Raw genomic sequence first — 23,060 nt, forward strand, 5'->3', positions numbered from 1 at the left:
TCACCCCGAGATCCGTACGCCGGGGTCGCCGCCCCAGAACAGCAGCGTCATGACCATGTCGAGCAGGACGACCACGACGATGCTCGCGCGGATGGCCCGGCCCGTCGCCTCGCCGACACCCTCGGCTCCGCCACTCGCCATGAACCCGTACCAGCAGTGGATCAGTGTCACCGCGAACGCGAACACCAGGATCTTGACGACCGAGAGCAGGATGTCGTCGAGGCTGATGAACGTCTGGAAGTAGTGCAGGTAGGTGCCCTTGGGCTGGCCGAACACCAGGGTCACCGAGAGTTCCGACGCGATGTAGGAACCGACCAGCCCGATCAGGTAGAGCGGCAGGATCGCCAGCATGGCCGCGATGAGGCGGGTCGTGACGAGGTAGCGCAGGGGGTGCACCGCCATCGCCGAGACCGCGTCGATCTCCTCGTTGATGCGCATCGAGCCGAGCTGAGCGGTGTAGCGGCAGCCGACCTGCGCCGCGAGCGCCAGAGCGGCGATCAGCGGTGCGAGCTCGCGGGTGTTGACGACGGCCGAGACGAAGCCCGTGAGCGGCGAGAGCCCGATCGTCTCGAGGCCGTTGAAGCCCTCGATGCCCAGCGACGTGCCGGCCGACAGCGCCAGCAGCACCATCACGCCGATCGTTCCACCGCCGACGAGCAGCGCGCCGGAGCCCCAGCTGATGTCGGCGAGGATGCGGAGCGTCTCGCGGCGGTAGTTGACGAGCGTCGTCGGGATCGACAGCACGACGCGGCGCACGAACGTCGCCTGCGTGCCGAGCACCGCGAGCGCGTCGAGCGGGCGGTCGGCGAGGCGGCCCATCACGCGATCCTCTGCGGCACGAGCATGACGTACGCCTGGGTGATCGCGACGTTGACGACTGCGAGGGTGATGACGCTCAGCACGACGCTCTGGTTGACCGCGTCGGCAACACCCTTGGGGCCGCCGGTCGCGGAGAGTCCCTTGTGGCAGGCGATGATCGTCGCGAGGAAGCCGAAGATCGCGGCCTTGCCCTCCGCGAGCAGCAGGTCGGTCGGCTGGGCGAAGCTCGTGAACGAGTCGAGGTAGGCCCCGGAGCTGACGTCGCCCGAACCGACGTTGAGGGCGTAGCCGGTGATCATCGCGGTGGCCGCGACGACGACGTTGAGCAGCAGGCCGACCGCGGTCGCCGCGGCGAGGCGCGGTGCCACGAGGCGCCGGACCGGGTCGAGGCCCATCACTCGCATCGCGTCGACCTCCTCGCGCACGGTCTGTGAGCCGAGGGCGGCACACATCGCGGAGCCCACGGCGCCGGCCATCAGCAGGGAGGTGACGAGGGGCGCGCCCTGCCGCAGCACGCCGATGCCGTTGACCGCCCCCGTGAACGACACCGCACCGATCTGCTGGGCGATCGCGCCGACCTGGATCGCCACGATGACGCCGAAGGGAATCGCCACGAGGATGGTCGGGAGCAGCGCCACGCGCGTCATGAACCACGCCTGCTCGAAGAACTCCTTCCACGAGAAGCGACCGCGCACGATGTCGCCGACGGCGTACCGGCTGGCCTTGAGCCCCAGCGCGATCATCGAACCGAACGTCTCGAGGCCGTCGTTGACGGTCGTACGCGCGCGGGTCAGCACCGGGATGGACACGATCAGCCCTTCGCCGACGGGATGCGGACGGCCGAGCTCAGCGCGAGGGCGGCGCTCAGGTCGCCCTTGACCTTGAGCGAGCCCTTCATGAAGGCCATCGTGGGGTTGAGGTTGCCGGTCGCGAGCTTGAGGAACTCCGCGCCACCGAGCGCGATCGTCACGGTGCGCTTGCCCTGCCCGTCCGGTGTCACGGTGCAGACGCCATGGTCGATCTCGACGAGATAGCGGTCGTCGTCCCCCACTCCGCCGCCGATCTTGAAGCACGCCGCCAGCCGCAGCTTGGCCGATCGCCGCTCATCGAGGTAGTCGGGGAACCGGCGGAAGATCTCGTCGAGCACGACGGGGCGGAAGCCGCCCTTCATGACCTCCCGCAGGTGCGCGTCCTTGGCCTTGGAGATCACGCCGGCGACCTCGACGGCGTCGAGGGTCGTCGGGTCGACCGCCACGCCGTCGGTGCCCGGAACCCTGAAGACACCACCGACCTGCAGCGCGAGCGCCTCGTCGCCGACCACCCAGATGTCGCCGGCCAGCACGAGGAGCGCCGCGCTGGCGGTGCCCGACAGCAGCCGGAGGAACGTGATGGCATCCGTCGAGATCGTGAGGTCCGGCTCGTCGGCCCCGGCCGGCTCGACGTCGACCGTGCCGCTCGCGAACCTCCCGTCGTACGCCTCGTCGACACCCCTGCTGCGCGAGACCACGAAACGTACGAGGCCCGAGACCTCGGCGAGGCGTTCGGGCACCGCGAACTCGGCGAACCGGCCGAAGCCCGCCTCGAGGGCGGCCGCCCGGATCGCGTCGTCGTCGATCAGCGTCCTGAGCTCGCGGTCGGGAGTGTCGGCGACCATGCGGGCGATCTCCTCGGCGTCGACCGCCGCGAAGTGGGTGCCGAGATCGGCCGGCGCGATGCCGTCGAGCCAGTCGCGAAGATCGCCCATCGCCGTGCCTCCTGAGTTTTCCTACCGTGCGGTAGGATTTGGCTCACCGTAGTGACCCCGATCACACCTGTCAACGAGCGGAGGACCGCATGGCTACACCCACGGCGACGCCGGCCGCCGGGAGCCGGGCCGCGCATCTGGGTCCCGAGCGACGCCGTCCCCTGGTGCTCGACGCGGCCCTGGCGGTCTGGATGGAGCACGGCTACCGGCGCACCACGATGGCGCTCATCGCGAGCGAGGCCGGGGTCAGCAAGCCGGTCCTCTACGCCTGCTACGGCGACAAGCACCAGGTCCTGCTGGCCTTGCTCGATCGTGAGGAGCAGCGACTCATCGACGCAGCCCAACGCGCGCTGCCCGAGACGCTCGACATCGACAACATCGAGCAGGTCGTCCAGTCGGCCTACGAGGCGTTCTTCACCGCAGCGGTCGACTATCCCGCGTCGTGGCGAGTTGTCTTCGAGGCGCAGCAGCTGGTCAACGACGAGATCGCCGCCCGCATCCGGCGCGGCCGGACCCTGATCGGCGAGCAGCTCGCGGCGCTCGTCTCGCACTACTTCGCGTCGGTGTCGGCACCGCTCAGCGCCCGTGAGGCACGGTTGATCGCCGAGAACATGCTGGCGCTGGGCGAGAGCAACGCCGCGCTCCTGCTGCGGGAGGACGGCGAGTCCTGGACGATCGACGAGCTGTCGGCGTCGGTCGCGCGGTTCGTGCTGCGGGCGTGGCCCGTCAGCGCTTGATCGCGGTCACGTAGCGCGGACGACGCGCCAGGTCGAGATTGTCCCGCACGCCGTCCCAGCGTGACCGGAACACCTCAGGAGCGGACTCGCCCTGCACGTCCGCGTGCTCGGCACCGACCACACCGCCGGGCTTGAGCAGTCGCCAGGCGACCTGCTCGACGACCCGCATCGCATCGAGTCCGTCGTCACCCGACCACAAGGCCAGGGCGGGGTCGTGGTCGCGGGCCTCGGGCGCCACGCTCTCCCACGCGTCGAGCGGGATGTAGGGCGGGTTGGCGACGACGACGTCGACCGTGCCGTCGAGGTCGGCGAACGCATCGGCCATGTCGCCGAGCCGCAGGTCGACGCCCGTGCCGGCGAGGTTGCGCTGCGCCCACTCGTACGCCTTCTCGTCGAGCTCCACCGCGTGCACGGACGCGCCGGGCACCTCGTGGACGACCGACAGTGCGATCGCGCCGGCGCCGGCGCACAGCTCGACGACGACGGGTGAGGGCAGGGTCTTGGCGTGGTCGATGGCCCAGCCGGCGAGCACCTCGGTCTCGGGCCGCGGCACGAACACGCCGGGTCCGACCTCGATGTCGACGTAGCGGAATCCGGTCGACCCGGTCAGGTGCTGCAACGGGAAACGGCGAGCACGGGCGTCGACGAGCTCGCGGAATGTCTCCTGCTGCAGGGGGTTGGGCTTGGCCCGGGTGATCAGTGACGAGCGCGGGACCCCCGTGACGTGGCTCAGCAGCGTCTCGGCGTCATGACGCGGCGAGCTGACGCCGGCGGCCTCGAGCGTGTCGGTCGCCTCGGTCAGCAGACGCTCCGCGAGCGTGCGTACGCCAGTCATTCGCCGTGCTCGACGGCGGCGAGGCGGTCGGCGAGCTCGGCGTCGACGAGCGACTTGATGACGTCGTCGAGGGCCCCGTCCATGACCTGGTCGAGGTTGTAGGCCTTGAAGCCCGTGCGGTGGTCGGAGATGCGGTTCTCCGGGAAGTTGTAGGTGCGGATGCGCTCCGAACGGTCGACCGTCCGGATCTGCGACTTGCGAGCGTCCGACGCCTCGGCGTCGGCGGCCGCCTGCGCAGCCTCGAGCAGCCGGGCGCGCAGGATGCGCATCGCCTGCTCCTTGTTCTGCAGCTGGCTCTTCTCGTTCTGACAGCTGGCCACGATGCCGGTCGGCAGGTGCGTGATGCGTACGGCCGAGTCGGTCGTGTTGACGCTCTGGCCGCCGGGACCCGACGAGCGGTAGACGTCGATGCGCAGGTCGCTGTCGTGGATCTCGATGTCGATGTCCTCGGCCTCGGCCAGCACCAGGACACCGGCCGCCGAGGTGTGGATGCGGCCCTGCGACTCGGTCACCGGGACGCGCTGGACGCGGTGGACGCCGCCCTCGAACTTCAGCAGCGCGTGCGGCGCCTCGCCGGGCTCGGGCGTGCCCTTGGCCTTGACCGCCATCGTGACCGACTTGTAGCCGCCCAGCGCCGACTCGGTCGCGTCGATGATCTCGGTCTTCCAACCGCGGTGCTCGGCGTAGCGCGTGTACATGCGGAGCAGGTCGCCGGCGAACAGCGCCGACTCCTCGCCACCCTCGCCACCCTTGATCTCCATGATGACGTCCTTGGAGTCCGCCGGGTCGCGGGGAACGAGGAGGCGCTGGAGCCGTTCGCTCAGCTCATGAAGCCGCGGCTCGAGCGTCTCGATCTCCGCGGCGAACGAGTCGTCCTCGGCAGCGAGCTCACGCGCCGCCTCGAGGTCGTCGGTGACCTGCTGGTAGTCGCGGTACGTCTTGACGATCGCGGTCAGCTCGGCGTAGCGCTGACCCAGCTTCTTGGCCAGGCCCTGGTCGGAGTGCACCGCGGGGTCGGACATGCGGACCTCGAGCTCGGCGTGCTCGGCGACGAGCGTGTCGACGGCTTCGAACACGATGACTCCTCAGGCTCGGTGCGGACGGGTGCGGACACGACAACGGCACCGACCCGCACGGCATGCGTACGGGTCGGTGCCGGAGTGGAGCTACTTGCTCTCGGTCGTCTTCTTGGCGTAGCGCTTCTCGAAGCGGGCGACGCGGCCGCCGGTGTCGAGGATCTTCTGCTTGCCGGTGTAGAACGGGTGGCACGCGGCGCACACGTCGGCGCGCAGGACGCCGTCGGTCGCGGTGCTACGGGTGGTGAACGAGTTGCCACAGGTGCAGGTGACCTGGGTCTCGACGTACTCGGGGTGGATGCCTTGCTTCATGATGTCCTCTCGGCGGTCGCTGGGTCGTATCGCGGGTTGCGATCCGTGAACCAGAACCAAGGATTGATTCTGCCAGTTGGCAGTACGTATAAGGAAATCGAGGGCGGAACTATTCCTTCGGGAGCAGCTTCTCGATGTCGCCCTTGATCTTCTCCGGCGTCGTGGTCGACCCGTAGCGCTTGACGACGTTGCCCTCGGTGTCGATCAGGAACTTGGTGAAGTTCCACTTGATCTTGCTCGGGCCGAGGCCGCCCTTCTCCTGCTTGAGCCACTGGTAGAGCGGGTGGGCGTTGTCGCCATTGACCTCGATCTCGGAGAACAGCGGGAACGTCACGCCGAAGTTCTTCTCGCAGAACGTCGCGGTCTCCTCGTCGGAGTCGGGGTTCTGGTGCCCGAACTGGTCGCACGGGAAGCCGAGCACGACCAGGCCTTGGTCGACGTACTCCTGGTAGACGGCTTCGAGGCCCTTGAACTGCGGGGTGAACCCGCACTGCGTCGCGGTGTTGACCACGAGCAGGACCTTCCCCTTGTAGTCGGCCAGCAGCCGCTCGGTGCCGTCGATCGCCGTCGCGGAGAAGTCATATGCAGTCGTCATGACGCCAACCCTAGTTGCGCACGACAACGACGGCAGGACGAGCCCAGGAACGCCGACGGGCCCGAGATCTCCCCCGGGCCCGTCGAACGTACGGACTACTTGCCGTTGCTGGTCCCGTCCTGCGGCAGCGTCGTGTTGATCTGCATCAGGAACTCGACGTTGCTCGTGGTCTTCTTGAGCTTGTCCAGGATGAGCTCGAGGCCCTGCTGGCCCTCGAGGCCCGAGAGCACGCGGCGCAGCTTCCACACGACGGCCAGCTCGTCCTTGCCCATGAGCAGCTCCTCACGGCGCGTGCTCGAGGCGTCGACGTCGACCGCCGGGAAGATGCGCTTGTCGGCGAAGTCACGACGCAGGCGGAGCTCCCAGTTGCCGGTGCCCTTGAACTCCTCGAAGATGACCTCGTCCATGCGCGAACCGGTCTCGACGAGCGCCGTGGCGAGGATCGTCAGCGAGCCGCCGTCCTCGATGTTGCGCGCGGCGCCGAAGAACTTCTTGGGCGGGTAGAGCGCGGACGAGTCGACACCACCGGACATGATGCGACCGCTGGTGGGCGCCGCCAGGTTGTAGGCCCGACCGAGGCGGGTGATGCCGTCGAGCAGCAGCACGACGTCGTGACCCAGCTCGACGAGGCGCTTGGCGCGCTCGATCGCGAGCTCGGCGACCGTCGTGTGGTCGGTGGCGGGACGGTCGAACGTCGAGGCGATGACCTCACCCTTGACGGTGCGCTGGAAGTCGGTGACCTCCTCCGGACGCTCGTCGACGAGGACGATCATCAGGTGGCACTCGGGGTTGTTCTCGGTGATCGCGTTGGCGACCTGCTGCATGATCATGGTCTTGCCGGCCTTGGGCGGCGACACGATCAGGCCGCGCTGGCCCTTGCCGATCGGGGCGACGAGGTCGACCACGCGACCCGTGAGCCCGCCGGCCTCGCCCTCGAGGCGCAGGCGCTCCGACGGGTAGAGCGGGGTCAGCTTGGCGAACTCGACGCGCTTGAGGCTCTCGTCGAGAGTCATGCCGTTGACCGACTCGATCTTGACCATCGGGTTGAACTTCTCCTTGCGCTCGCCCTCGCGGGGCTGGCGCACCTGGCCGATGACGGCGTCGCCGCGGCGAAGCCCCCACTTGCGGACCATGGAGAGGGAGACGTAGACGTCGTTCTCGCTGGGCAGGTAGCCCGTGGTGCGGACGAACGCGTAGTTGTCGAGGATGTCGAGGATGCCGGCAGCCGGCACGAGGACGTCGTCCTCGGTGTAGGTCGTGTCGACCTCGGAACCACGACCGCCCGCGTTGCGGTTGCGGCCGCGACGGTTGCGACGGCGTCCCATGCCACCGTCCTCGTCGTCCTCGAACTGACCCTGGTTGCGGTTGTTGCCGCCCTGGGCCTGGCCCTGGTTCTGGCCCTGTCCCTGGTTGCGGTTGTTGCCGCCGCCATCGTTGCGGTTCTGGTTGCGGTTGTTGCCGCCGCCGTCGTTGTCGCGGTTCTGGTTCTGGTTGCGGTTCTGGTTGCGGTTGCGGTTGCCGCCCTGGCGACCCGACTCGTCGTCGGAGGTGTCGTCGTTGCGGGACTCGCTCCTGGACTCCTGCTGGTCCGAACCGCTGTCGTTCTTGTCGGCCTTGTCGTTCTTGTCGGCCTTGGGCTCGTTGCGGGGCTTGCGGGTGTCGCTCGTGGACTCGGCCGGCGCCTCGGCGGCGGGCTGCTCAGTCCTGGCAGCCGCAGCGGCGTCGCCCTTGCTGGTGTCGACCTTGCTGGGCGCGGCCGCGGCGACCGCGGCCTTGGTCGAGGTGCCGGCGTCTCCGCGGGCGATCTTGATGGCGTCGATGAGAGCGCCCTTGCGCATCTTGTCGGCGCCGGTGATGCCGAGCTCGCCGGCGATCTCCTGGAGCTCGGCGAGCACCTTTCCGCCCAGGCCACCGCTGGTCTTGCGCGGGGCCGGCGCCGCGGCATCGGCCGCAGGCGTGGAGGATTCAGGTGTGATGGTGGTTTCAGTCACGTAGGTTCCTTTGGATGAGGCCACAAGGCCTGATGCCCGGACAGATCCGGTTCGCATGAAAGGCTTGCCCGTATCCGACGGGCGACTTGAATGGCACTGCTACTTGTCACTGTCGGGGAGTTTCGCACTCGACTCCGACTCACCCACTGTAACACCAGGGGGTCATCCCGCATTCCGCTCGGGTTCATGTCACAGGGACTTCTCAGAGCGTGCGCGCACCCTCGGTGTCGACGTCCAGCTCGAGCACGGACCAGCCTTCGGGGACCCGGTCGGCGACACCTCTGGCGAACGACAGGACCGTCGGACCGGCGCCGGAGATGATCGTCGGAATGCCCTCCACCCGCAGCTGCCTGAGCAGCTTGTAGGACTCCGGCATCGCGTCGGCGCGGTACGTCTGGTGGATCCGGTCCTCGGTGGCCCAGATCAGGCGCTCGGGCGCGACGGTGAGGGCGGCGACGAGCAGCGCGGCGCGGCCGGCGTTGACGGCTGCGTCACGGTGCGGCACGGTCTCGGGCAGCAACCCGCGGGCCTTCTCGGTCGACACCGCCACGGAGGGCACGAACGCCGTCACCTGCACGGCGGTGTCGAGGCGCTGCACCTCAGCCGCTGCACCGTCGACCCAGGCGATCGTCAGGCCTCCGAACATCGCCGCGGCGACATTGTCGGGGTGACCTTCGAGGTCGACCGCCAGCTGGAACGCCGCCCGGTCGTCAAGACGTGACGCACTGCCCTCGACCAGCGCGCGGGCCAGTGCGATGCCGCCGACGATCGCCGCGGCCGACGAGCCCAGGCCTCGCCCGTGCGGGATCGCGTTGGCGCACGCGAGCCGCAGCCCCGGCGGGCGCTCGCCCAGGAGGTCGAACGTCGCCGTCATCGCGGTGACCACGAGGTGATCGCTGGTCCTCGGGACGTCCCGCTCCCCCTCGCCGCTGACCTCGATCTCGAGGCCGGGCTCGTCGAGGACCTCGGCGGTGATCTCGTCGTACAGCGTCAGGGCCAGGCCCAGTGCGTCGAAGCCCGGACCGAGGTTGGCGCTGGAGGCCGGCGTGCGTACGGTGACCGGGCCGTCGACGAACGTCATACGAGGCCGGCGACCTCGGCCGCCGCGTGCACGTCGACGTCGATGACCGAGTCGACGATCGAGTCGACGCCCGACAGGGCCGTCTCGGTGTCCTTGAGGCCGTGGCCCGTCACGGTGATCGCGATCGTCGAGCCGGGCGCGACCGCTGCGGCCGACTTGAGCAGTCCGGCGACGCCGGCGGCCGACGCGGGCTCCACGAAGACACCGTCACGCGATGCGAGCTCGCGCTGCGCGCTCAGGATCTCCTGGTCGGTGACCGCCTCGATGCGGCCCTGGGAGTCGTCACGAGCGGCGACGGCGAGCTGCCACGACGCGGGGTTGCCGACGCGGATCGCCGTGGCGAGGGTCTCGGGGTGCTCGACCGGGTGGCCCAGCACGATGGGTGCGGAACCCTCTGCCTGGAACCCCCACATCGCCGGGGTCCTGGTGGCGATGCCGGCGTCGGCGTACTCCTGGTAGCCCAGCCAGTAGGCCGAGATGTTGCCGGCGTTGCCGACCGGCAGGATGTGCAGGTCAGGGGCATCGCCGAGCGCGTCGACGATCTCGAACGACGCGGTCTTCTGGCCCTGGAGGCGTACGGGGTTGACCGAGTTGACGAGGGCGACCGGATATTGCTCGGCGAGGTCACGGGCGACCTGCAGGCACTGGTCGAACCCGCCGCGCAGCTGGATCACGGAGGCACCGTGCATGACGGCCTGCGCCATCTTGCCGGCGGCGATCTTGCCGTGCGGGACCAGGACGATCGGGGTCAGCCCGGCACGCGCGGCATACGCCGTCATCGACGCCGAGGTGTTGCCGGTCGACGCGCAGACGACGGCCTTGGCGCCTTCGCCGGCAGCGACCGAGATCGCTGCGGTCATGCCGCGGTCCTTGAACGATCCCGTCGGGTTGTCGCCCTCGACCTTGAGCCACACGTCGCCGCGGACGATGCCCGACAGCCACGCCGAGTGCACGAGCGGGGTGCCGCCCTCGCCGAGGGTGATGACCGGGGTCTCGGGGGTGACCGGGAGCCACTCGCGATACTCCTCGATCACGCCACGCCACAGGTGAGCCATCAGGATCCTCCCTCGACGCGCATCACGGATGTCACGTCACGAACCATGTCGAGCCCGCGGAGCGAGGCGACGGTCGCCGACAGGGCCGCGTCGTCGGCCTCGTGCGTCACGATGACGAGCTGGGCGTCGTCGCCGCTGCCCTCCTGGCGGACCGTGCGGATCGAGACGTCGAACTCCGCGAACGCATTGGCGACCGACGCAAGCACGCCCGCACGGTCGTCGACGTCGATCGACACGTGGTAACGGGTGCGCGCCAGGCCGATGTCGAGCACCTCGAGCTGAGCATGCGTCGACTCGCCGGGACCGAAGACATTGCTGCGGCGGTTGCGGGCGACCGACACGACGTCGCCGAGCACGGCGCTCGCAGTCGGCGCGCCACCGGCGCCCGGGCCGTAGAACATGAGCTGGCCGGCCGCCTCGCTCTCGACGAACACCGCGTTGTAGGCGCCGTGGACGCTGGCGAGTGGGTGGGAGAGCGGGATCATCGCGGGGTGCACGCGCGCCGAGACAGCCGGACCGTCGGGCGTCTCGCGCTGCTCGCAGATTGCGAGGAGCTTGACGACGCAGCCCATCTCGGCGGCCGAGCGTACGTCTGCGGCCGTGACGTCACTGATGCCCTCGCGGTGGACGTCGCCGATCGTCACCCGCGTGTGGAACGCCAGTCCGGCGAGGATCGCGGCCTTGGACGCAGCGTCGAAGCCCTCGATGTCGGCGGTGGGGTCGGCCTCGGCATAGCCGAGCCGCTGGGCCTCGTCGAGCGCCTCGGAGAACCCCTGACCGGTCGTGGTCATGGCGTCGAGGATGAAGTTGGTCGTGCCGTTGACGATGCCGAGCACACGCTGCACCCGGTCGCCGGCGAGGGACTCGCGCAGCGGCCGGACGATGGGGATCGCGCCGGCGACGGCGGCCTCGAAGTAGAGGTCGCGCTCGGCCTTGTGGGCCGCCTCGAACAGGGTCGCACCGTCCTCGGCGAGCAGCGCCTTGTTGGCGGTGACGACCGAGGCGCCGTTGTCGAGGGCCGACAAGATGAGCTCGCGGGCGGGCTCGATGCCGCCGATGACCTCGATCACGACGTCGATGTCGCCGCGGGCGACGAGCCCGGCCGCATCCGTGGTGAACAGCTCGGCCGGCACGTCGAGGTCGCGCTCACGGCCGAGACGGCGCACGGCGATGCCGGCCAGCTCGAGCGGGGCGCCCACGCGCTGGGCGAGCTCTTCGGAGTCGCTCGTGAGCAACCGGGCGACTTCCGTGCCGACGACTCCGCAGCCCAACAGGGCGACGCGGAGCGGGCGACCGGGGGACCACGAGGATGCGCTCACCGGTCAAGGGTATCGGCGACCGGGCCCCGGGCACGACGCGGTGCGTCGAATGAGCAGCGCGCGAGGGATGCGTCACCATAGCCCAGGAGGGCCGTCGATCGTTGACACCATGAAGCCCCGCGGCATCGTCGTGGGCCCAAGAGAAGAGTCAGGTTTTCATGAAGCGCAGGAGCCGATCAGCCCTCAAGCAGCGCGCCGCCATCGCCATCGGCGTCGTGGCCAGCTTGATCGCCGCAGTCTCCGTGGTGATGCTTCTCAAGGGGGGCGGCACCAGTGACGACCCCTCGGCCACACGCAGCGACGAGGCATCGAGCCTCAACGGCACCGGCGTGACCGACTCGATCGAGCCCGAACCCTCGTCCGGCACGCCCAAGTCGACCGGCGCCCCCGGAGGCAAGGGCTTCGCCTCCAACGCGATCGACGACCCCTTCGGGGGCGAGGCCAGCGACCGTCGCATCTATCGGGTCGTCATCACGATCAGCTCGACGGGCCCCGCCTACATCGGCTACCGCTACCGCGACCACCGGGCCATGCAGACTCGGGTCATCGACAACAGCTTCACGGTCTCGCGATCGGTACGGGGCCCGCTCCCGGTCGCGCAGGCTGTTGCCCAGGTGCTGGAACGCGGCTCGTCGGCCACCTGCCGGATATCGGTCGACGGGGTGGTCGTGAGCGAACGCACCGCAACAGGTCGCTACAAGGTCACGGTCTGCGCCGGCTGACCCCCGGGTCCACCACTCGCAGGCTCGCCGCGACACCCAGCGCTCCGGTGGCTCCGGCCAGCGCGAACACCAGCACGTAGCCGGTCACGTCGTCGACGCCGAGCATGACGGCGAACACGACGCTGCCCACTGCGAGCACGAGCGACTGCACCACGGCGTCGCTGGTCTGCATCGCCGCACTGTTGGCACCCTGCTCCCCCGCACCCGAGTGATCCAGGAGCAGGACGCCCAGCGTCGAGGCCGCCAGACCCATGCCTAGACCGCCGACGCTCCAGGTCGCCGCGATCACCAGCACCGGCACGGTGTCGGTGAGGGTCAGGAAGCCCGCGCCCGTGCCGGTCAGCACGCAGACGGCGCCGAGCCGCACGCGCAGGGTCTTGGACGACAGCGCCGGCACGTTGGCGGCGATCCACGATCCGCTGAACCAGAGGACGGCCGCGCTCGTCAGCAGCAGCCCCGCCTGGGACACCTCGAGGCCGCGGTGCTCGACGAGAGACAGTGGGACGTACGTCTCCGCCCCGAAGAACGCCGCGCTGAGCAGGCTGCGGGTCACGATGACGCTCGGCAGGCCGCGGCGGCCGCGCCACGTGCCGGCCGGCAGGAGCCGCGGTGCGTACGCGCCGATGAGGGCCAGCGCGACGGCCAGCAGGACCGGCCACCACGCGACGGCACGCTGCCCCGCCAGGCTGACCGCAAGGATGCCGCCAGCGGTCCATGCGGCCCACCCGAGGCGGCGGCGGTCGGCCGTGACCTCGGGGTCGCCGTCGAGGCGGCTCAGCGCCTGCCAGATCAGCAGAAGGGAGCCGACCGCGACCAGAGGCACGCTCAGGAACACCCAACGCCAGCCGACGTGGTCGGCGATGAACCCCGCGATGACCGGCCCGACGAGAGCCGGCAGCACCCAGGCGCTGGTCATGACGGTCCACACGCGCGCCCGCATGTGATCCGGGAACACCTTGCCGATGACGACGTAGAGCCCCACCCCGACGAACCCCATGCCGAGTCCCTGCACCGAACGGCCGACGAGGAAGACCGCCATCGTCGGTGCCAGCCCGGCCAGCAGGAGGCCTGCGGAGAAGATCCCGACGCCGGCCCGCAGCGCGAGGCCGGGGCCCCGGCGATCCATCAGGGGTCCGGCGATCGTCATCGAGACCACGGCGACGGCCGACGGCGCGGCGAACGACAGCGCGTACAGGCCGAGGCCGTCGAGCTCGTCCGCGACGACGGGCATGACCGTGGCGACGGCGAGCGACTCGAACGCCACGAGGAAGGCCAACGAGAAGATGCCCGCGACGACGCGACCGTACGGTCCGAGCCAGAGCCGGTCGGTGTGCTCGAGTGTCGTCATCGGAGCGCGTCCGGGACCAGGACGACCGTGCCGTACGTCTGCCGGCTCTCGAGCGCCCGGTGTGCGCCTGGCTGTCCCTCCGCTGGCTCGAGCTCGACCTGCCTGATCGCGTGCATGCTGCTCCTTCGTCGCTGGTGAAGGACAGTCCACAACCTCAACTCGACTTGAGGTCAACTCGTACGCACGAGGTAAACCCGAAGTATGGTTGAGGTCATGACGATCTCGAAGCACCAGCCGCTGAGCCCCGGCGAGGTCGCCGCGCGCGCCGGCGTGGCCGTGTCGGCGCTGCACTTCTACGAGCGCGAGGGGCTCATCGAGAGCGAGCGGACCGCTGGCAACCAGCGTCGCTATCACCGCGACGTGCTGCGCAGGATCTCGTTCATCCGCGTCTCGCAAGGGCTGGGTATCAGTCTCGCCCGGATCCGCGAGGCGCTCGACTCGTTGCCCGACGACAAGGTGCCGACCAAGGCCGACTGGGCCCGGCTGTCGCAGGGCTGGCGGGCCGACCTCGACTCCCGCATCGACCAGCTGCAACGCCTGCGGGACAACCTCGACGGCTGCATCGGCTGCGGCTGCCTGTCGCTCAAGAGCTGCTCGCTCTACAACCCCGAGGACTGGCTCGCCACGACCGGCCCGGGTCCGAGGCGCCTGCTACGGCGCTAGCTGGAGAGATTGACGGCGAGGTTGATCGTGGTCGCGACCACGACCGTGCCGAAGACGTACGACAGCAGGGCGTGCTTGAGCGCCGTGGCGCGGAACGCGCTCGTCAGCAGGTTGGTGTCGGAGATCTGGAACGTCATGCCGAGCGAGAACGCGACATAGGCGAAGTCGACGTAGCGCGGCGACTCGTCGTCGTTGTTGAAGTCGATGCCGCCGGGCTCGTCGGAGTAGTACTGGTTGGTGTAGCGCAGCGTGAACAGCGTGTGGATCAGGAGCCAGGACAGCGCGACGCTGCCGAGCGCCACGGCGGCGAGGACACCGCCGCGGGTCTCGGAGGCCGATCGGGCCTCGACCAGGAGCATCGCGACGGCGGCCAGACTGGCGAGGCTCGCGACCAGGATCAGGAGCTCGGCGACCCGGCGGACAGGGTCCTCGCGCAGGGCGTGGCTCGCGGTCTCCTCCGGTCCCATGCGGGCGATGACGAGCCAGACCCAGCTGACGTAGACCAGCGATGCGGCGGCCCAACCCAGCACGACCGACAGCGTGCCGCCGCCGCTCGCGGCGACGAGGGCTCCGACCGCGACGCCCGCCACGAGCATCGCGACGAAGCGCGCTGCGTAGCGGTGGGTCATGACCGTCAGCCGATGTCGAGGGCGAGCAGGTCGTCCTCGGTCTCGCGGCGCAGGATGACACGCGCCTCACCATCGCGTACGGCGATGACCGCGGCGCGGGGTACGTGGTTGTAGTTGCTGGCCAGCGACCGGCAGTAGGCGCCCGTGCCCGGCACGGCGAGCAGGTCACCGGCTTCGACGTCGCCGGGCAGGAACTCGTCCTTGACCACGATGTCGCCGGACTCGCAGTGCTTGCCGACGACCCGGCTCAACAGCGCCGGCGCGTCCGAGGTGCGCGAGGCCAACGTGCACGAGTAGTCGGCGCCGTAGAGCGCGGGCCGGATGTTGTCGCTCATGCCGCCGTCGACCGAGATGTAGCGCCGGGACGTCCCACCGTCGAGTGCCACCGACTTGGTCGTGCCGACCTCGTAGAGCGTGAACGTCGAGGGGCCGGCGATCGCTCGTCCGGGCTCTATCGACAAGTGGGGGACGTCGATGCCCATCGCGGCGCACTCGTCGTCGACGATCTTGAGCATCCCGCGGGCCAGGTCGTCGGGCGTCGACGGGTCGTCCTGGGTCGTGTAGGCGATGCCGAAGCCGCCACCGAGGTCGAACTCCGGCAGCGCGACACCGAGCTCCTTCTCGATGTCGGCGTGCAGGCGCAGGACCCGGCGAGCCGCGACCTCGAACCCGTCGGTGACGAAGATCTGCGAGCCGATGTGGGAGTGCAGACCCCGCAGCTCGAGTCCCGGCTCGGCGAGCACCCGGCGCACGGCGTCGAGCGCATCGCCGCCGGTGATCGAGAAGCCGAACTTCTGGTCCTCGTGCGACGTCGAGATGTACTCGTGGGTGTGCGCCTCGACGCCTGCGGTCACCCGGATCATGACGGGAGCGGTGACGCCGAGCTCGGCCGTGAGGTCGCGCAGCCGCGCGATCTCCTCGATCGAGTCGATGATGATGCGGCCGACGCCGACCTCGAGCGCACGACGCAGCTCCGCGACGGACTTGTTGTTGCCGTGCAGGCCGATGCGCTCGGGCGGGAACTCCGCCTTGAGGGCCACGGCCAGCTCACCGCCGGTGCACACGTCGAGGTTGAGCCCCTCCTCGGCGATCCAGCGGGCGGTGGCGACGCACAGGAACGCCTTGCCGGCGTAGTAGACGTCGGCGCTAGGGAACGCCTCCCTGAACGCGCGGGCCCGGCGGCGGAAGTCGTCCTCGTCGACGACGTACGTCGGCGTGCCGAACTCGGCCGCCAGGTCGGTGACCGACTCCCCCGCGACGGTCAGCACACCGTCGACCTTGGAGACCGAGGACGCCCACAGGTGCGGGACGAGCTCGTTGGGGTCCTCGGGCGTACGCAGCCATGCCGGTCCGCGATCGCCGGACTGGCCGTGGAGGGCACCGGCCTCGTGGCTCCTCATCACATACGCTCCGGGGCGCTGACGCCGAGCAGGCCGAGGCCGTTGGCGATGACCTGCCGCGTCGCCGCGACGAGCATGAGGCGCGCCCGGTGCAGGTCGCTCGGCTCCTCGTCGCCCTTGGGCAGCACGTGCGCGACGTCGTAGAACTTGTGGAACGCCGCAGCGGTGTCCTCGAGATAGCGCGCGACCCGGTGCGGCTCGCGCAGCTCGGCGGCGCGGGCGACGATGCGCGGGTAGTCGGCGAGTGCCCGAAGCAGGGCACCCTCCTGCTCGACCGCGAGCAGCGACGGGTCGAACGTGGACTCGTCGATCACGACGCCGAGGTCGACGGCGTTGCGAATGATCGACGACAAGCGCGCGTGGGCGTACTGGACGTAGTAGACCGGGTTGTCGCTGTCCTGCTTGGCCCACAGGTCCAGATCGAGGTCGATCGTGGAGTCGGTCGAGTAGCGCGCCAGGGCGTAGCGGGCCGCATCGATGCCGATCGACTCGACGAGGTCCTCCAGGCTGATGACGGTGCCGGCCCGCTTGCTCATGCGGAGCGGCTCACCGTCGCGCACGAGGTTGACCAGCTGGCCGATCAGCAGCTCGAGGTTGACGCCCGGGGTGTCGCCGAACGCCGCACACATCGCGAGCATCCGTGAGACGTAGCCGTGGTGGTCCGCGCCGAGCATGATGAGGCAGCGGTCGAAGCCGCGCTCGCGCTTGTTGAGGTAGTAGGCGAGGTCGCCGGAGATGTAGGCCGGCTGGCCGTCCGACTTGATGACGACGCGGTCCTTGTCGTCGCCGAAGTCGGACGTACGGAGCCAGGTCGCGTCGTCCTGCTCGTACATCATGCCGAGCTCGCGGAGCCGCGCGATGGCCCGCTCGACGGCACCCGACTCGTGCAGGTCGTTCTCGTGGAAGTAGACGTCGAAGTCGACGCCGAACTCGTGCAGGCTCTTCTTGATCTCGGCGAACATCAGGTCGACGCCCTCGGCGCGGAACGTCTCGAGCGCCTCGGCGTCGGGCAGCGTCAGCGCGTCGGGGTGCCTGGCGAGCACGTCGGCCGCGATGTCGGCGATGTACTGGCCGCCGTAGCCGTCCTCGGGCGCCTCCTCGCCGCGGGCGCTGGCCAGCAACGAGCGGGAGTAGCGGTCGATCTGCATCCCGTGGTCGTTGAAGTAGTACTCGCGGGTGACGTCGGCGCCGATCGCCGTCAGGATGCGGCCCAGCGAGTCGCCGACCGCGGCCCACCGCACACCGCCGATGTGGATCGGTCCGGTCGGGTTGGCGCTGACGAACTCGAGGTTGACCTTCTGTCCGGCGTAGAGGTCGCTCGTACCGTACGCCGTGCCGGCCGCGACGATCTGCGGCGCCAGGGCACCCTGGGCGCCGGCCTCGACGCGGATGTTGAGGAAGCCGGGACCGGCGATCTCGGCGCTCGCGATGCCGTCAGTCGCGCCGAGCTGGTCCGCGAGAAGCTGGGCGAACTCGCGCGGGTTCATGCCGGCCTTCTTGCCGAGCTGGAGCGCGATGTTGGTGGCGTAGTCTCCGTGCTCCTTGACCTTGGGCCGCTCGACGAGCACGTGCGCCGGCACCCCGTCGGGCAGCGTGATCGTGCCCGCCTCGCTGAGGGAGGTGAGGGCATCGACGATGGCCGCAGAAAGCTGCTCGGGAGTCACCCGCCAAGACTATCGGCCGGGGGCAGAGGGCCATAAACGTGGACGACCCGCAGGGCTGCGCTCGCCTCCGGAGAGTAGGAGCACGGTCGAGTGGACAACTCGACGCCCTGCGGGTCGGGTGGCTGCGGGAATTCGCTGCCACTAGCTGAGCCTTGCGGCTAGCGGACAGCCACCTCACAAGTCCAAGAGCTATTCATATCCTCGAACCACCTCCAATCCGTGTACGACAACCGTACGTCTCGGGATGGCACCACTCAAGGACCGTGGCTCAGTCGTTGCCACGATTCTTCGCACGCTCGATGGCGTCCTGCACGGTTGCGATGAGCGAGTCGGGATCGAACGGCTTGGTGACGTAGGCGTCGACGCCCGCCTGTGTGGCCCGCTGGATGTCGGCGGGATGGCCCTGGGTCGTGACCATGACGATGGCGATGTGCCGCGTCCTGGGGTCGGCCCGGATCGCCGACACCGTCGCGATGCCGTCGAGCCGGGGCATCATGACGTCCACGGTGATGCCGTCGGGGAGCACCTCGGCCGTACGCAGGAACTCGAGGCAATCCGCGCCGTCGACCGCCTCATCGACCTCGAATCCGGCGAGCTCCATGTTGGTCCGGATGAGGAATCTGATCGAGGCGGTGTCGTCCACGACAAGCACTCTGGGCACCGTCAACACGGTACTGCCTGTGGGGTAGGCTCACACCGCAGTTGGCCGTATTGGCCCCCGTAGCTCAGGGGATAGAGCGCCGCCCTCCGGAGGCGGAAGCGGAGGTTCGAATCCTCCCGGGGGCGCCAGGCAAAACAGAGCGCCGCACTCAGCCGCACGGCGGAAGCGGAGGTTCGAATCCTCCCGGGGGCGCAGAGCAAAACAGAGCGCCGCACTCAGCCGAACGGCGGAAGCGGAGGTTCGAATCCTCCCGGGGGCGCAGAGCATTCCGGCAGTAGAACAGAGCGCCGCGCCTGGCATAGCCATCAGCCCACCGCATCGCCGTAGCGGCGGCTGAGCACGCGCAGACGCTCGACCAGCTCCGCCGGGCCGTCGACGCGGATGTCCATGTCGAGCAGGCCGACGTACACCGCCATGGTCCCGAAGCTGTCAGCCCCGGTGATCAGGATGCACGTCTCGTCGTCGAGCGGCTCGACGATGCCGACCGCAGGGTTGATCTTCGCCGTGACCTCGGAGGCCGGAGCCAGCACCGTGATGCGCGCGTGCACGGCCCAGCCCTCGTAGGCCACGGCCCGCATGACGTACGCGCTGACGTCGTCGTCGGGCAGGGGCTGCGGAGGGAACCGCCGGCCGGTCCGCATGCGCAGCACCATGCGGTCGAGGCGGAACACACCCCACGAGTCGGCGTCCGGGTCGCGGCCGAGGAGGTACCACCGCCGCTCCCAGCTGACGAGCTGATAGGGCTCGACGAGCCGGGGCTCACCGTCGTAGTCGAACCGCAGCCACTCGGTGTCGCGGATCGCCGCCGCCACCGCCGTCAGCACCTCGGGGTCGAACCGCGGGTCAGCGTCCGGGATGCCCGCGTCGTCGGCGACCTGGGTCGTGACCTGCGACAGCGTCGCGACCTGTCGCCGCAGGCGCGAAGGGAGGACCTGCTCGAGCTTGGCAAGTGCGATCGCGCTGCTCTCGGCCACCCGCTCGACCGCGCTCGTCGACGCGGCGCGCAGGCCGAGCACGACCGCGATGGCCTCGTCGTCCTCGAGCAGCAGCGGCGGCAACGCGGCACCGGCGCCCAGCCGGTAGCTGCCGTGCACACCCCGCTCGGCGTTGACGGGATAGCCGAGGTTGCGCAGCCGGTCGATGTCGTTGCGGATCGTGCGGGTCGTGACCTCGAGCCGTTCGGCCAGCTCGGTGCCGGACCACTGGGGCCTGGACTGCAGGAGGGACAGGAGCGCGAGGAGCCTCGCTGACGTGTCGATCATGGCTGAAAACTTATCCCAGAACTAGGAATAAAACGTTCCTATATCGATTCTACGGTGGATTCATGACCACACAGCGAAGCACCTCATCCGACATCCGCCCCTTCGTCATCGACATCCCGCAGGCCGATCTCGACGACCTCGACAGCCGCCTCGCCCGGACCCGCTACCCCGCGGCCGCACCTGGCGACGACTGGACGTACGGCGTGCCCAACCACTACCTCGAGGAGATGGTGGCGCAGTGGCGCGGCGAGTTCGACTGGCGCGAGCAGGAGGCGCGGATGAACGCGTTCCCGCACTACCTGACCGACATCGACGGCCAGACGATCCACTTCATCCACGTGCCGTCGGCGGAGGCCGGCGCGACTCCCCTCCTGCTGCTGCACACCTACCCCGGCTCGTTCGTCGACTTCCTCGACATGATCGGCCCGCTCACCGACCCGGTCGCGCACGGCGGCAAGCCCGAGGACGCCTTCTCCGTCGTCGTGCCGTCGATGCCGGGCTTCGCGTTCAGCACGCCCGTCACGGACCACGGCTGGACCATGGCCCGGGTCGCTCGTACGTACGACACCCTCATGCGCAAGCTGGGCTACGACTCGTACGGCGCGCACGGCAGCGACGGTGGCGCCATGGTCGCCCGCGAGCTCGGCCTGCTGCAGCCCGAAGGCTTCCTGGGGCTGCACGTCCTGCAGCTGTTCTCCTTCCCCTCGGGCGATCCGGCGGAGTTCGAGAAGCTGGAGCCCAAGGACTACGCCGCCCTCGAGCACATGAAGTGGTTCCAGTCCGTCGGCGGCTACAACGCGATCAACGCGTCGCGCCCGCAGACGGTCGCGGTCGGGATCTCGGACTCCCCCGTCGGCCAGCTGGCCTGGAACGAGCTGTTCATGTCGTTCGGCAACGGCACGAGCCTGGTCACCCGCGAGCAGATCCTGACCGAGGTGTCGCTCGAGTGGTTCACCAACACCTCGGCGACAGTCGGGCGCTACCACTACTCGGAGGCGCACGCCGGCGTCGAGCCTGCGGTCAACCACGCACGGACGGGCGTCGCAGTGTTCGCCGACGACTTCAAGTCGATCCGGACGTTCGCGGATCGCGACAACAGCAACATCGTGCACTGGACCGAGCACGAGACCGGTGGTCACTACGCCTCGCTGGAGCGTCCCGACGCGGTGACCGCCGACCTGCGCGAGTTCTTCGGCAACCAGGAGGGCTGAGGACGGGCGCACGAGAGCGCCACGGCCGCCCGGCCGTGGCGCTCTCGATCACCCTCCGTACGGACGGGTGATGATCTCCAGGTTGTGCCCGTTGGGATCGGCCCAGTAGACGCCGCGCCCGCCGTCGTTGTGGTTGATCTCGTCCGGCCGGCCGTGGAACGGGTCCGCCCAGTAGGACAGTTCACGCTCCTGGATCCGTCCGAGGACCTCGTCGAACTCGTCGTCACTGACGAGGAACGCGTAGTGCTGCGGGTGCACCGGACCCTGCGCGTCGATGAAGTCGAGAGAGACGTCGTTGCCGGTCTACAGCACGAGGAACGGCCCGTACGCCTGGGGCTGCGGCAGTCCGAGGATCTCGGCGAAGAACGTGGCCGCCTCGCGCTTGTCCGTGGCTTCGACGATCGTGTGATTCAGCTGAGCTGTCATGACGTTGCTCCTCCTGTGTCGATGGTGGTGTGGGTCAGCGACCGTCGCCAGAGGCAGGCCGAGGGCTGCGCGGCAGGAAGACTGCCGGGACGATCGCCAGCGCGGCCGGGGCGAGCGGCCACCAGAACGTGCTGCCGAACGCATCCGCCGTCGCCTCGACGAGGTCCGCGCCGCCCGACCGCGCCCGGCTGAGCTGGTGCTGCAGCACCGCGGCGAAGATCGCCGTGCCGATCGCCCCGCCGATCCGCTGCGTCACGTTGAGCGTGGCGGTCGCGCCCGGCATGGCTGCCCGGTCGAGCTTCGCGTACGCCGTCGCCATGACCGGAGCCATGACGCACCCCGTGCCGATGCCGATCACCAGCAGGGCTGCCGACATCACGACATAGCTCGTGCCGGCCGTCGAGGCGGTGTAGCCCGCCAGCCCGGCGACCATGAGCGGCAGTCCCGTCAGCACTGCAAGGCGCGCCTTGCCACGGTCGGCGAGACGGCCCGTGACGGCCATCGCCAGGGCCGCACCGACACCCTGTGGCACCAGCAGCAGCCCCGTCGTGCTGGCCGACTCCCCTCGCACCACCTGGTAGTAGAGCGGCAGCAGGAGCATCGAGCCGATCAGCACGGCGCCGAGCAGCACCTGGATCGTCACGGCGAGCGTGAACGTGCGGTTGGCGAACAGCCTTAGGTCGAGCAACGGCTTGTCGACCCGGAGCGCATGCCGTACGAACGTCGCGATCAACGCGGCGCCGGCCACGACAGCGACCCAGGCCCTGACCTCGTCGAGCCCGCCGCGCTCCGCGAGCACCGACAACCCGTACACGAAGGCCACGACGCCGGGCGTGAGGACCGACAGGCCGACCACGTCGAGTCGCTCGGCTCGCAGGCTGGGCTTCCGCTCGATGACCCGCGTCGACAGCCAGAACGCCACGAGACCCAGCGGAATGTTGAGGACGAACATCCACCGCCACGACACGTTGGAGACGACCAGGCCGCCGACCACGGGACCCAGCACGGGTCCGAGCATCATCGGGATGCCCACGATGCTCATGGCCCGGCCCATCCGCTGCGGGCCGGCGGCCTGCGCGACCAGCGTCATGCCGACCGGCATGACCATGCCACCACCCAGCCCTTGAAGGACCCGGAAGGCGATGAGGCTCTCGATCGACCATGCCGTCGCGCACAGTGCGGACGCGCCGATGAACAACGCGAGCGAGAACAGCCAGACCTGCTTGCCGCCGAACCTCGCGGCCGCCCATCCGGTCAGCGGGATGACGGCCGCGAGCGCCAGCATGTAGCCGGTCATGACCCACTGGATCGTGGCCAGGGGCGAGCCGAAGTCGCGGCCCAGCGTGTCGATCGCGACGCTGACGATCGTCGAGTCGAGCACGGTCATCACGGCGCCCAGCACGACGACGGCGGCGACCGCCACCACGTGTTGTTCGAGCGGTCCCGACTCGGAAGCATCTGTCGGCATCCCTGCGGTGGTGGTCATGGTCTTCTCCTGTCCTCGATCCAT

The 23,060-nt window shown here is 69.4% G+C and carries 24 protein-coding genes and 1 tRNA gene; 5 read left to right on the forward strand and 20 right to left on the reverse strand.

Going from position 1 to position 23,060, the window contains the following annotated elements; translation table 11 throughout:
* The 3 genes from ASC61_RS01080 to ASC61_RS01090 are packed head-to-tail and all read right to left on the reverse strand — an operon-like array spanning position 1 to position 2,563.
* A complete protein-coding gene (locus ASC61_RS01080) occupies positions 1–819 on the reverse strand; it encodes an ABC transporter permease (protein WP_056208135.1) in 819 nt (272 codons plus the stop codon).
* On the reverse strand, positions 819–1,628 hold the full coding sequence (locus ASC61_RS01085; RefSeq protein WP_235503443.1) for an MlaE family ABC transporter permease: 810 nt from the start codon (positions 1,626–1,628) through the stop codon (positions 819–821). The genes ASC61_RS01080 and ASC61_RS01085 overlap by 1 nt, the downstream gene beginning before the upstream one ends.
* A 2-nt stretch (positions 1,629–1,630) precedes the next feature.
* The gene (locus ASC61_RS01090) at positions 1,631–2,563 is read right to left on the reverse strand and encodes an SCP2 sterol-binding domain-containing protein (RefSeq protein WP_056208137.1); all 933 of its coding nucleotides are present in this window, start codon (positions 2,561–2,563) and stop codon (positions 1,631–1,633) included.
* 89 nt (positions 2,564–2,652) lie between these two features.
* Between ASC61_RS01090 and ASC61_RS01095 the strand changes: the two genes are divergently transcribed.
* Entirely contained in the window at positions 2,653–3,300 is a 648-nt protein-coding gene (locus ASC61_RS01095; RefSeq protein ID WP_082530371.1) for a TetR/AcrR family transcriptional regulator, read from the forward strand.
* Here the strand turns inward: ASC61_RS01095 and prmC are convergent.
* From prmC to ASC61_RS01135, 8 genes are all read right to left on the reverse strand, one after another.
* Positions 3,290–4,135 (reverse strand): peptide chain release factor N(5)-glutamine methyltransferase, encoded by an 846-nt coding sequence (prmC, locus tag ASC61_RS01100; RefSeq protein ID WP_056208143.1) that lies wholly within the window; start codon positions 4,133–4,135, stop codon positions 3,290–3,292. The genes ASC61_RS01095 and prmC overlap by 11 nt on opposite strands.
* Positions 4,132–5,211, reverse strand: a complete 1,080-nt coding sequence (prfA, locus tag ASC61_RS01105) for a peptide chain release factor 1 (protein ID WP_056208146.1) — start codon at positions 5,209–5,211, stop codon at positions 4,132–4,134. The genes prmC and prfA overlap by 4 nt, the downstream gene beginning before the upstream one ends.
* Positions 5,212–5,301: 90 nt before the next feature.
* Positions 5,302–5,523, reverse strand: a complete 222-nt coding sequence (rpmE, locus tag ASC61_RS01110; RefSeq protein ID WP_056208148.1) for a 50S ribosomal protein L31 — start codon at positions 5,521–5,523, stop codon at positions 5,302–5,304.
* Between the two features lie 109 nt (positions 5,524–5,632).
* The gene (locus ASC61_RS01115; RefSeq protein ID WP_056208151.1) at positions 5,633–6,118 is read right to left on the reverse strand and encodes a glutathione peroxidase; all 486 of its coding nucleotides are present in this window, start codon (positions 6,116–6,118) and stop codon (positions 5,633–5,635) included.
* Between the two features lie 95 nt (positions 6,119–6,213).
* On the reverse strand, positions 6,214–8,109 hold the full coding sequence (rho, locus tag ASC61_RS01120) for a transcription termination factor Rho (RefSeq protein ID WP_056208153.1): 1,896 nt from the start codon (positions 8,107–8,109) through the stop codon (positions 6,214–6,216).
* Positions 8,110–8,311: 202 nt separating this feature from the next.
* Positions 8,312–9,190 carry a homoserine kinase gene (gene thrB, locus ASC61_RS01125; RefSeq protein ID WP_056208155.1) on the reverse strand — a complete coding sequence of 293 codons (879 nt, stop codon included), beginning with the start codon at positions 9,188–9,190 and terminating at the stop codon, positions 8,312–8,314.
* Positions 9,187–10,245, reverse strand: a complete 1,059-nt coding sequence (gene thrC / locus ASC61_RS01130; protein WP_056208158.1) for a threonine synthase — start codon at positions 10,243–10,245, stop codon at positions 9,187–9,189. The genes thrB and thrC overlap by 4 nt, the downstream gene beginning before the upstream one ends.
* Complete coding sequence (locus tag ASC61_RS01135) at positions 10,245–11,564, reverse strand: homoserine dehydrogenase (RefSeq protein ID WP_056208161.1); 1,320 nt, start codon at positions 11,562–11,564, stop codon at positions 10,245–10,247. The genes thrC and ASC61_RS01135 overlap by 1 nt, the downstream gene beginning before the upstream one ends.
* A gap of 158 nt (positions 11,565–11,722) precedes the next feature.
* Between ASC61_RS01135 and ASC61_RS01140 the strand changes: the two genes are divergently transcribed.
* Positions 11,723–12,286 carry an MmpS family transport accessory protein gene (locus ASC61_RS01140; RefSeq protein ID WP_056208164.1) on the forward strand — a complete coding sequence of 188 codons (564 nt, stop codon included), beginning with the start codon at positions 11,723–11,725 and terminating at the stop codon, positions 12,284–12,286.
* Here the strand turns inward: ASC61_RS01140 and ASC61_RS01145 are convergent.
* Positions 12,267–13,634, reverse strand: a complete 1,368-nt coding sequence (locus ASC61_RS01145; protein ID WP_056208167.1) for an MFS transporter — start codon at positions 13,632–13,634, stop codon at positions 12,267–12,269. The two genes, ASC61_RS01140 and ASC61_RS01145, sit on opposite strands and share 20 nt — an antisense overlap.
* A gap of 213 nt (positions 13,635–13,847) precedes the next feature.
* Between ASC61_RS01145 and soxR the strand changes: the two genes are divergently transcribed.
* Positions 13,848–14,297 carry a redox-sensitive transcriptional activator SoxR gene (soxR, locus tag ASC61_RS01150; protein ID WP_056215118.1) on the forward strand — a complete coding sequence of 150 codons (450 nt, stop codon included), beginning with the start codon at positions 13,848–13,850 and terminating at the stop codon, positions 14,295–14,297.
* On the opposite strand, the gene ASC61_RS01155 is transcribed toward soxR, so the two are convergent.
* The 4 genes from ASC61_RS01155 to ASC61_RS01170 form a co-directional block, all read right to left on the reverse strand.
* Positions 14,294–14,926, reverse strand: coding sequence for a DUF1345 domain-containing protein (locus ASC61_RS01155; RefSeq protein WP_056208170.1), 633 nt, complete (start codon positions 14,924–14,926; stop codon positions 14,294–14,296). The two genes, soxR and ASC61_RS01155, sit on opposite strands and share 4 nt — an antisense overlap.
* Positions 14,927–14,931: 5 nt before the next feature.
* Positions 14,932–16,329 (reverse strand): diaminopimelate decarboxylase, encoded by a 1,398-nt coding sequence (gene lysA / locus ASC61_RS01160; protein ID WP_442854206.1) that lies wholly within the window; start codon positions 16,327–16,329, stop codon positions 14,932–14,934.
* Complete coding sequence (gene argS / locus ASC61_RS01165; protein WP_056208176.1) at positions 16,326–17,990, reverse strand: arginine--tRNA ligase; 1,665 nt, start codon at positions 17,988–17,990, stop codon at positions 16,326–16,328. Before argS ends, lysA begins: the two co-directional genes overlap by 4 nt.
* A gap of 268 nt (positions 17,991–18,258) precedes the next feature.
* Complete coding sequence (locus ASC61_RS01170) at positions 18,259–18,651, reverse strand: response regulator (protein WP_082530373.1); 393 nt, start codon at positions 18,649–18,651, stop codon at positions 18,259–18,261.
* A gap of 53 nt (positions 18,652–18,704) precedes the next feature.
* Here ASC61_RS01170 and ASC61_RS01175 point away from each other — a divergent pair.
* Positions 18,705–18,779 (forward strand) — tRNA-Arg (locus ASC61_RS01175).
* Positions 18,780–18,956: 177 nt separating this feature from the next.
* Here the strand turns inward: ASC61_RS01175 and ASC61_RS01180 are convergent.
* On the reverse strand, positions 18,957–19,913 hold the full coding sequence (locus ASC61_RS01180; protein ID WP_056208181.1) for a helix-turn-helix transcriptional regulator: 957 nt from the start codon (positions 19,911–19,913) through the stop codon (positions 18,957–18,959).
* Between the two features lie 62 nt (positions 19,914–19,975).
* Between ASC61_RS01180 and ASC61_RS01185 the strand changes: the two genes are divergently transcribed.
* Positions 19,976–21,124 carry an epoxide hydrolase family protein gene (locus tag ASC61_RS01185; protein WP_056208185.1) on the forward strand — a complete coding sequence of 383 codons (1,149 nt, stop codon included), beginning with the start codon at positions 19,976–19,978 and terminating at the stop codon, positions 21,122–21,124.
* Positions 21,125–21,172: 48 nt separating this feature from the next.
* Here the strand turns inward: ASC61_RS01185 and ASC61_RS20180 are convergent, their stop codons facing one another.
* From ASC61_RS20180 to ASC61_RS01195, 3 genes are read right to left on the reverse strand one after another with little or no spacing between them, the layout of a single operon-like run.
* On the reverse strand, positions 21,173–21,382 hold the full coding sequence (locus ASC61_RS20180; protein ID WP_235503444.1) for a hypothetical protein: 210 nt from the start codon (positions 21,380–21,382) through the stop codon (positions 21,173–21,175).
* A gap of 45 nt (positions 21,383–21,427) precedes the next feature.
* Positions 21,428–21,550: a hypothetical protein gene (locus ASC61_RS20345; RefSeq protein WP_268750597.1), complete on the reverse strand. Its 123-nt coding sequence runs from the start codon at positions 21,548–21,550 to the stop codon at positions 21,428–21,430.
* Between the two features lie 34 nt (positions 21,551–21,584).
* A complete protein-coding gene (locus ASC61_RS01195) occupies positions 21,585–23,036 on the reverse strand; it encodes an MDR family MFS transporter (protein ID WP_162243625.1) in 1,452 nt (483 codons plus the stop codon).
* Positions 23,037–23,060: the final 24 nt, after the last annotated feature.

The sequence above is a fragment of the Aeromicrobium sp. Root344 genome (genome assembly GCF_001425755.1).
Taxonomy (GTDB): Bacteria; Actinomycetota; Actinomycetes; order Propionibacteriales; family Nocardioidaceae; genus Aeromicrobium.

Coding starts and splice junctions, on each gene's coding strand:
- ASC61_RS01080 (WP_056208135.1), bottom strand. CDS start 819: ATGGGCCGCCTCGCCGACCGCCCGCTCGACGCGCTCGCGGTGCTCGGC.
- ASC61_RS01090 (WP_056208137.1), bottom strand. CDS start 2,563: ATGGGCGATCTTCGCGACTGGCTCGACGGCATCGCGCCGGCCGATCTC.
- ASC61_RS01095 (WP_082530371.1), top strand. CDS start 2,653: ATGGCTACACCCACGGCGACGCCGGCCGCCGGGAGCCGGGCCGCGCAT.
- prmC (WP_056208143.1), bottom strand. CDS start 4,135: ATGACTGGCGTACGCACGCTCGCGGAGCGTCTGCTGACCGAGGCGACC.
- rpmE (WP_056208148.1), bottom strand. CDS start 5,523: ATGAAGCAAGGCATCCACCCCGAGTACGTCGAGACCCAGGTCACCTGC.
- ASC61_RS01115 (WP_056208151.1), bottom strand. CDS start 6,118: ATGACGACTGCATATGACTTCTCCGCGACGGCGATCGACGGCACCGAG.
- thrB (WP_056208155.1), bottom strand. CDS start 9,190: ATGACGTTCGTCGACGGCCCGGTCACCGTACGCACGCCGGCCTCCAGC.
- thrC (WP_056208158.1), bottom strand. CDS start 10,245: ATGGCTCACCTGTGGCGTGGCGTGATCGAGGAGTATCGCGAGTGGCTC.
- ASC61_RS01140 (WP_056208164.1), top strand. CDS start 11,723: ATGAAGCGCAGGAGCCGATCAGCCCTCAAGCAGCGCGCCGCCATCGCC.
- ASC61_RS01145 (WP_056208167.1), bottom strand. CDS start 13,634: ATGACGACACTCGAGCACACCGACCGGCTCTGGCTCGGACCGTACGGT.
- soxR (WP_056215118.1), top strand. CDS start 13,848: ATGACGATCTCGAAGCACCAGCCGCTGAGCCCCGGCGAGGTCGCCGCG.
- ASC61_RS01155 (WP_056208170.1), bottom strand. CDS start 14,926: ATGACCCACCGCTACGCAGCGCGCTTCGTCGCGATGCTCGTGGCGGGC.
- ASC61_RS01180 (WP_056208181.1), bottom strand. CDS start 19,913: ATGATCGACACGTCAGCGAGGCTCCTCGCGCTCCTGTCCCTCCTGCAG.
- ASC61_RS01185 (WP_056208185.1), top strand. CDS start 19,976: ATGACCACACAGCGAAGCACCTCATCCGACATCCGCCCCTTCGTCATC.
- ASC61_RS20345 (WP_268750597.1), bottom strand. CDS start 21,550: ATGACAGCTCAGCTGAATCACACGATCGTCGAAGCCACGGACAAGCGC.
- ASC61_RS01195 (WP_162243625.1), bottom strand. CDS start 23,036: ATGACCACCACCGCAGGGATGCCGACAGATGCTTCCGAGTCGGGACCG.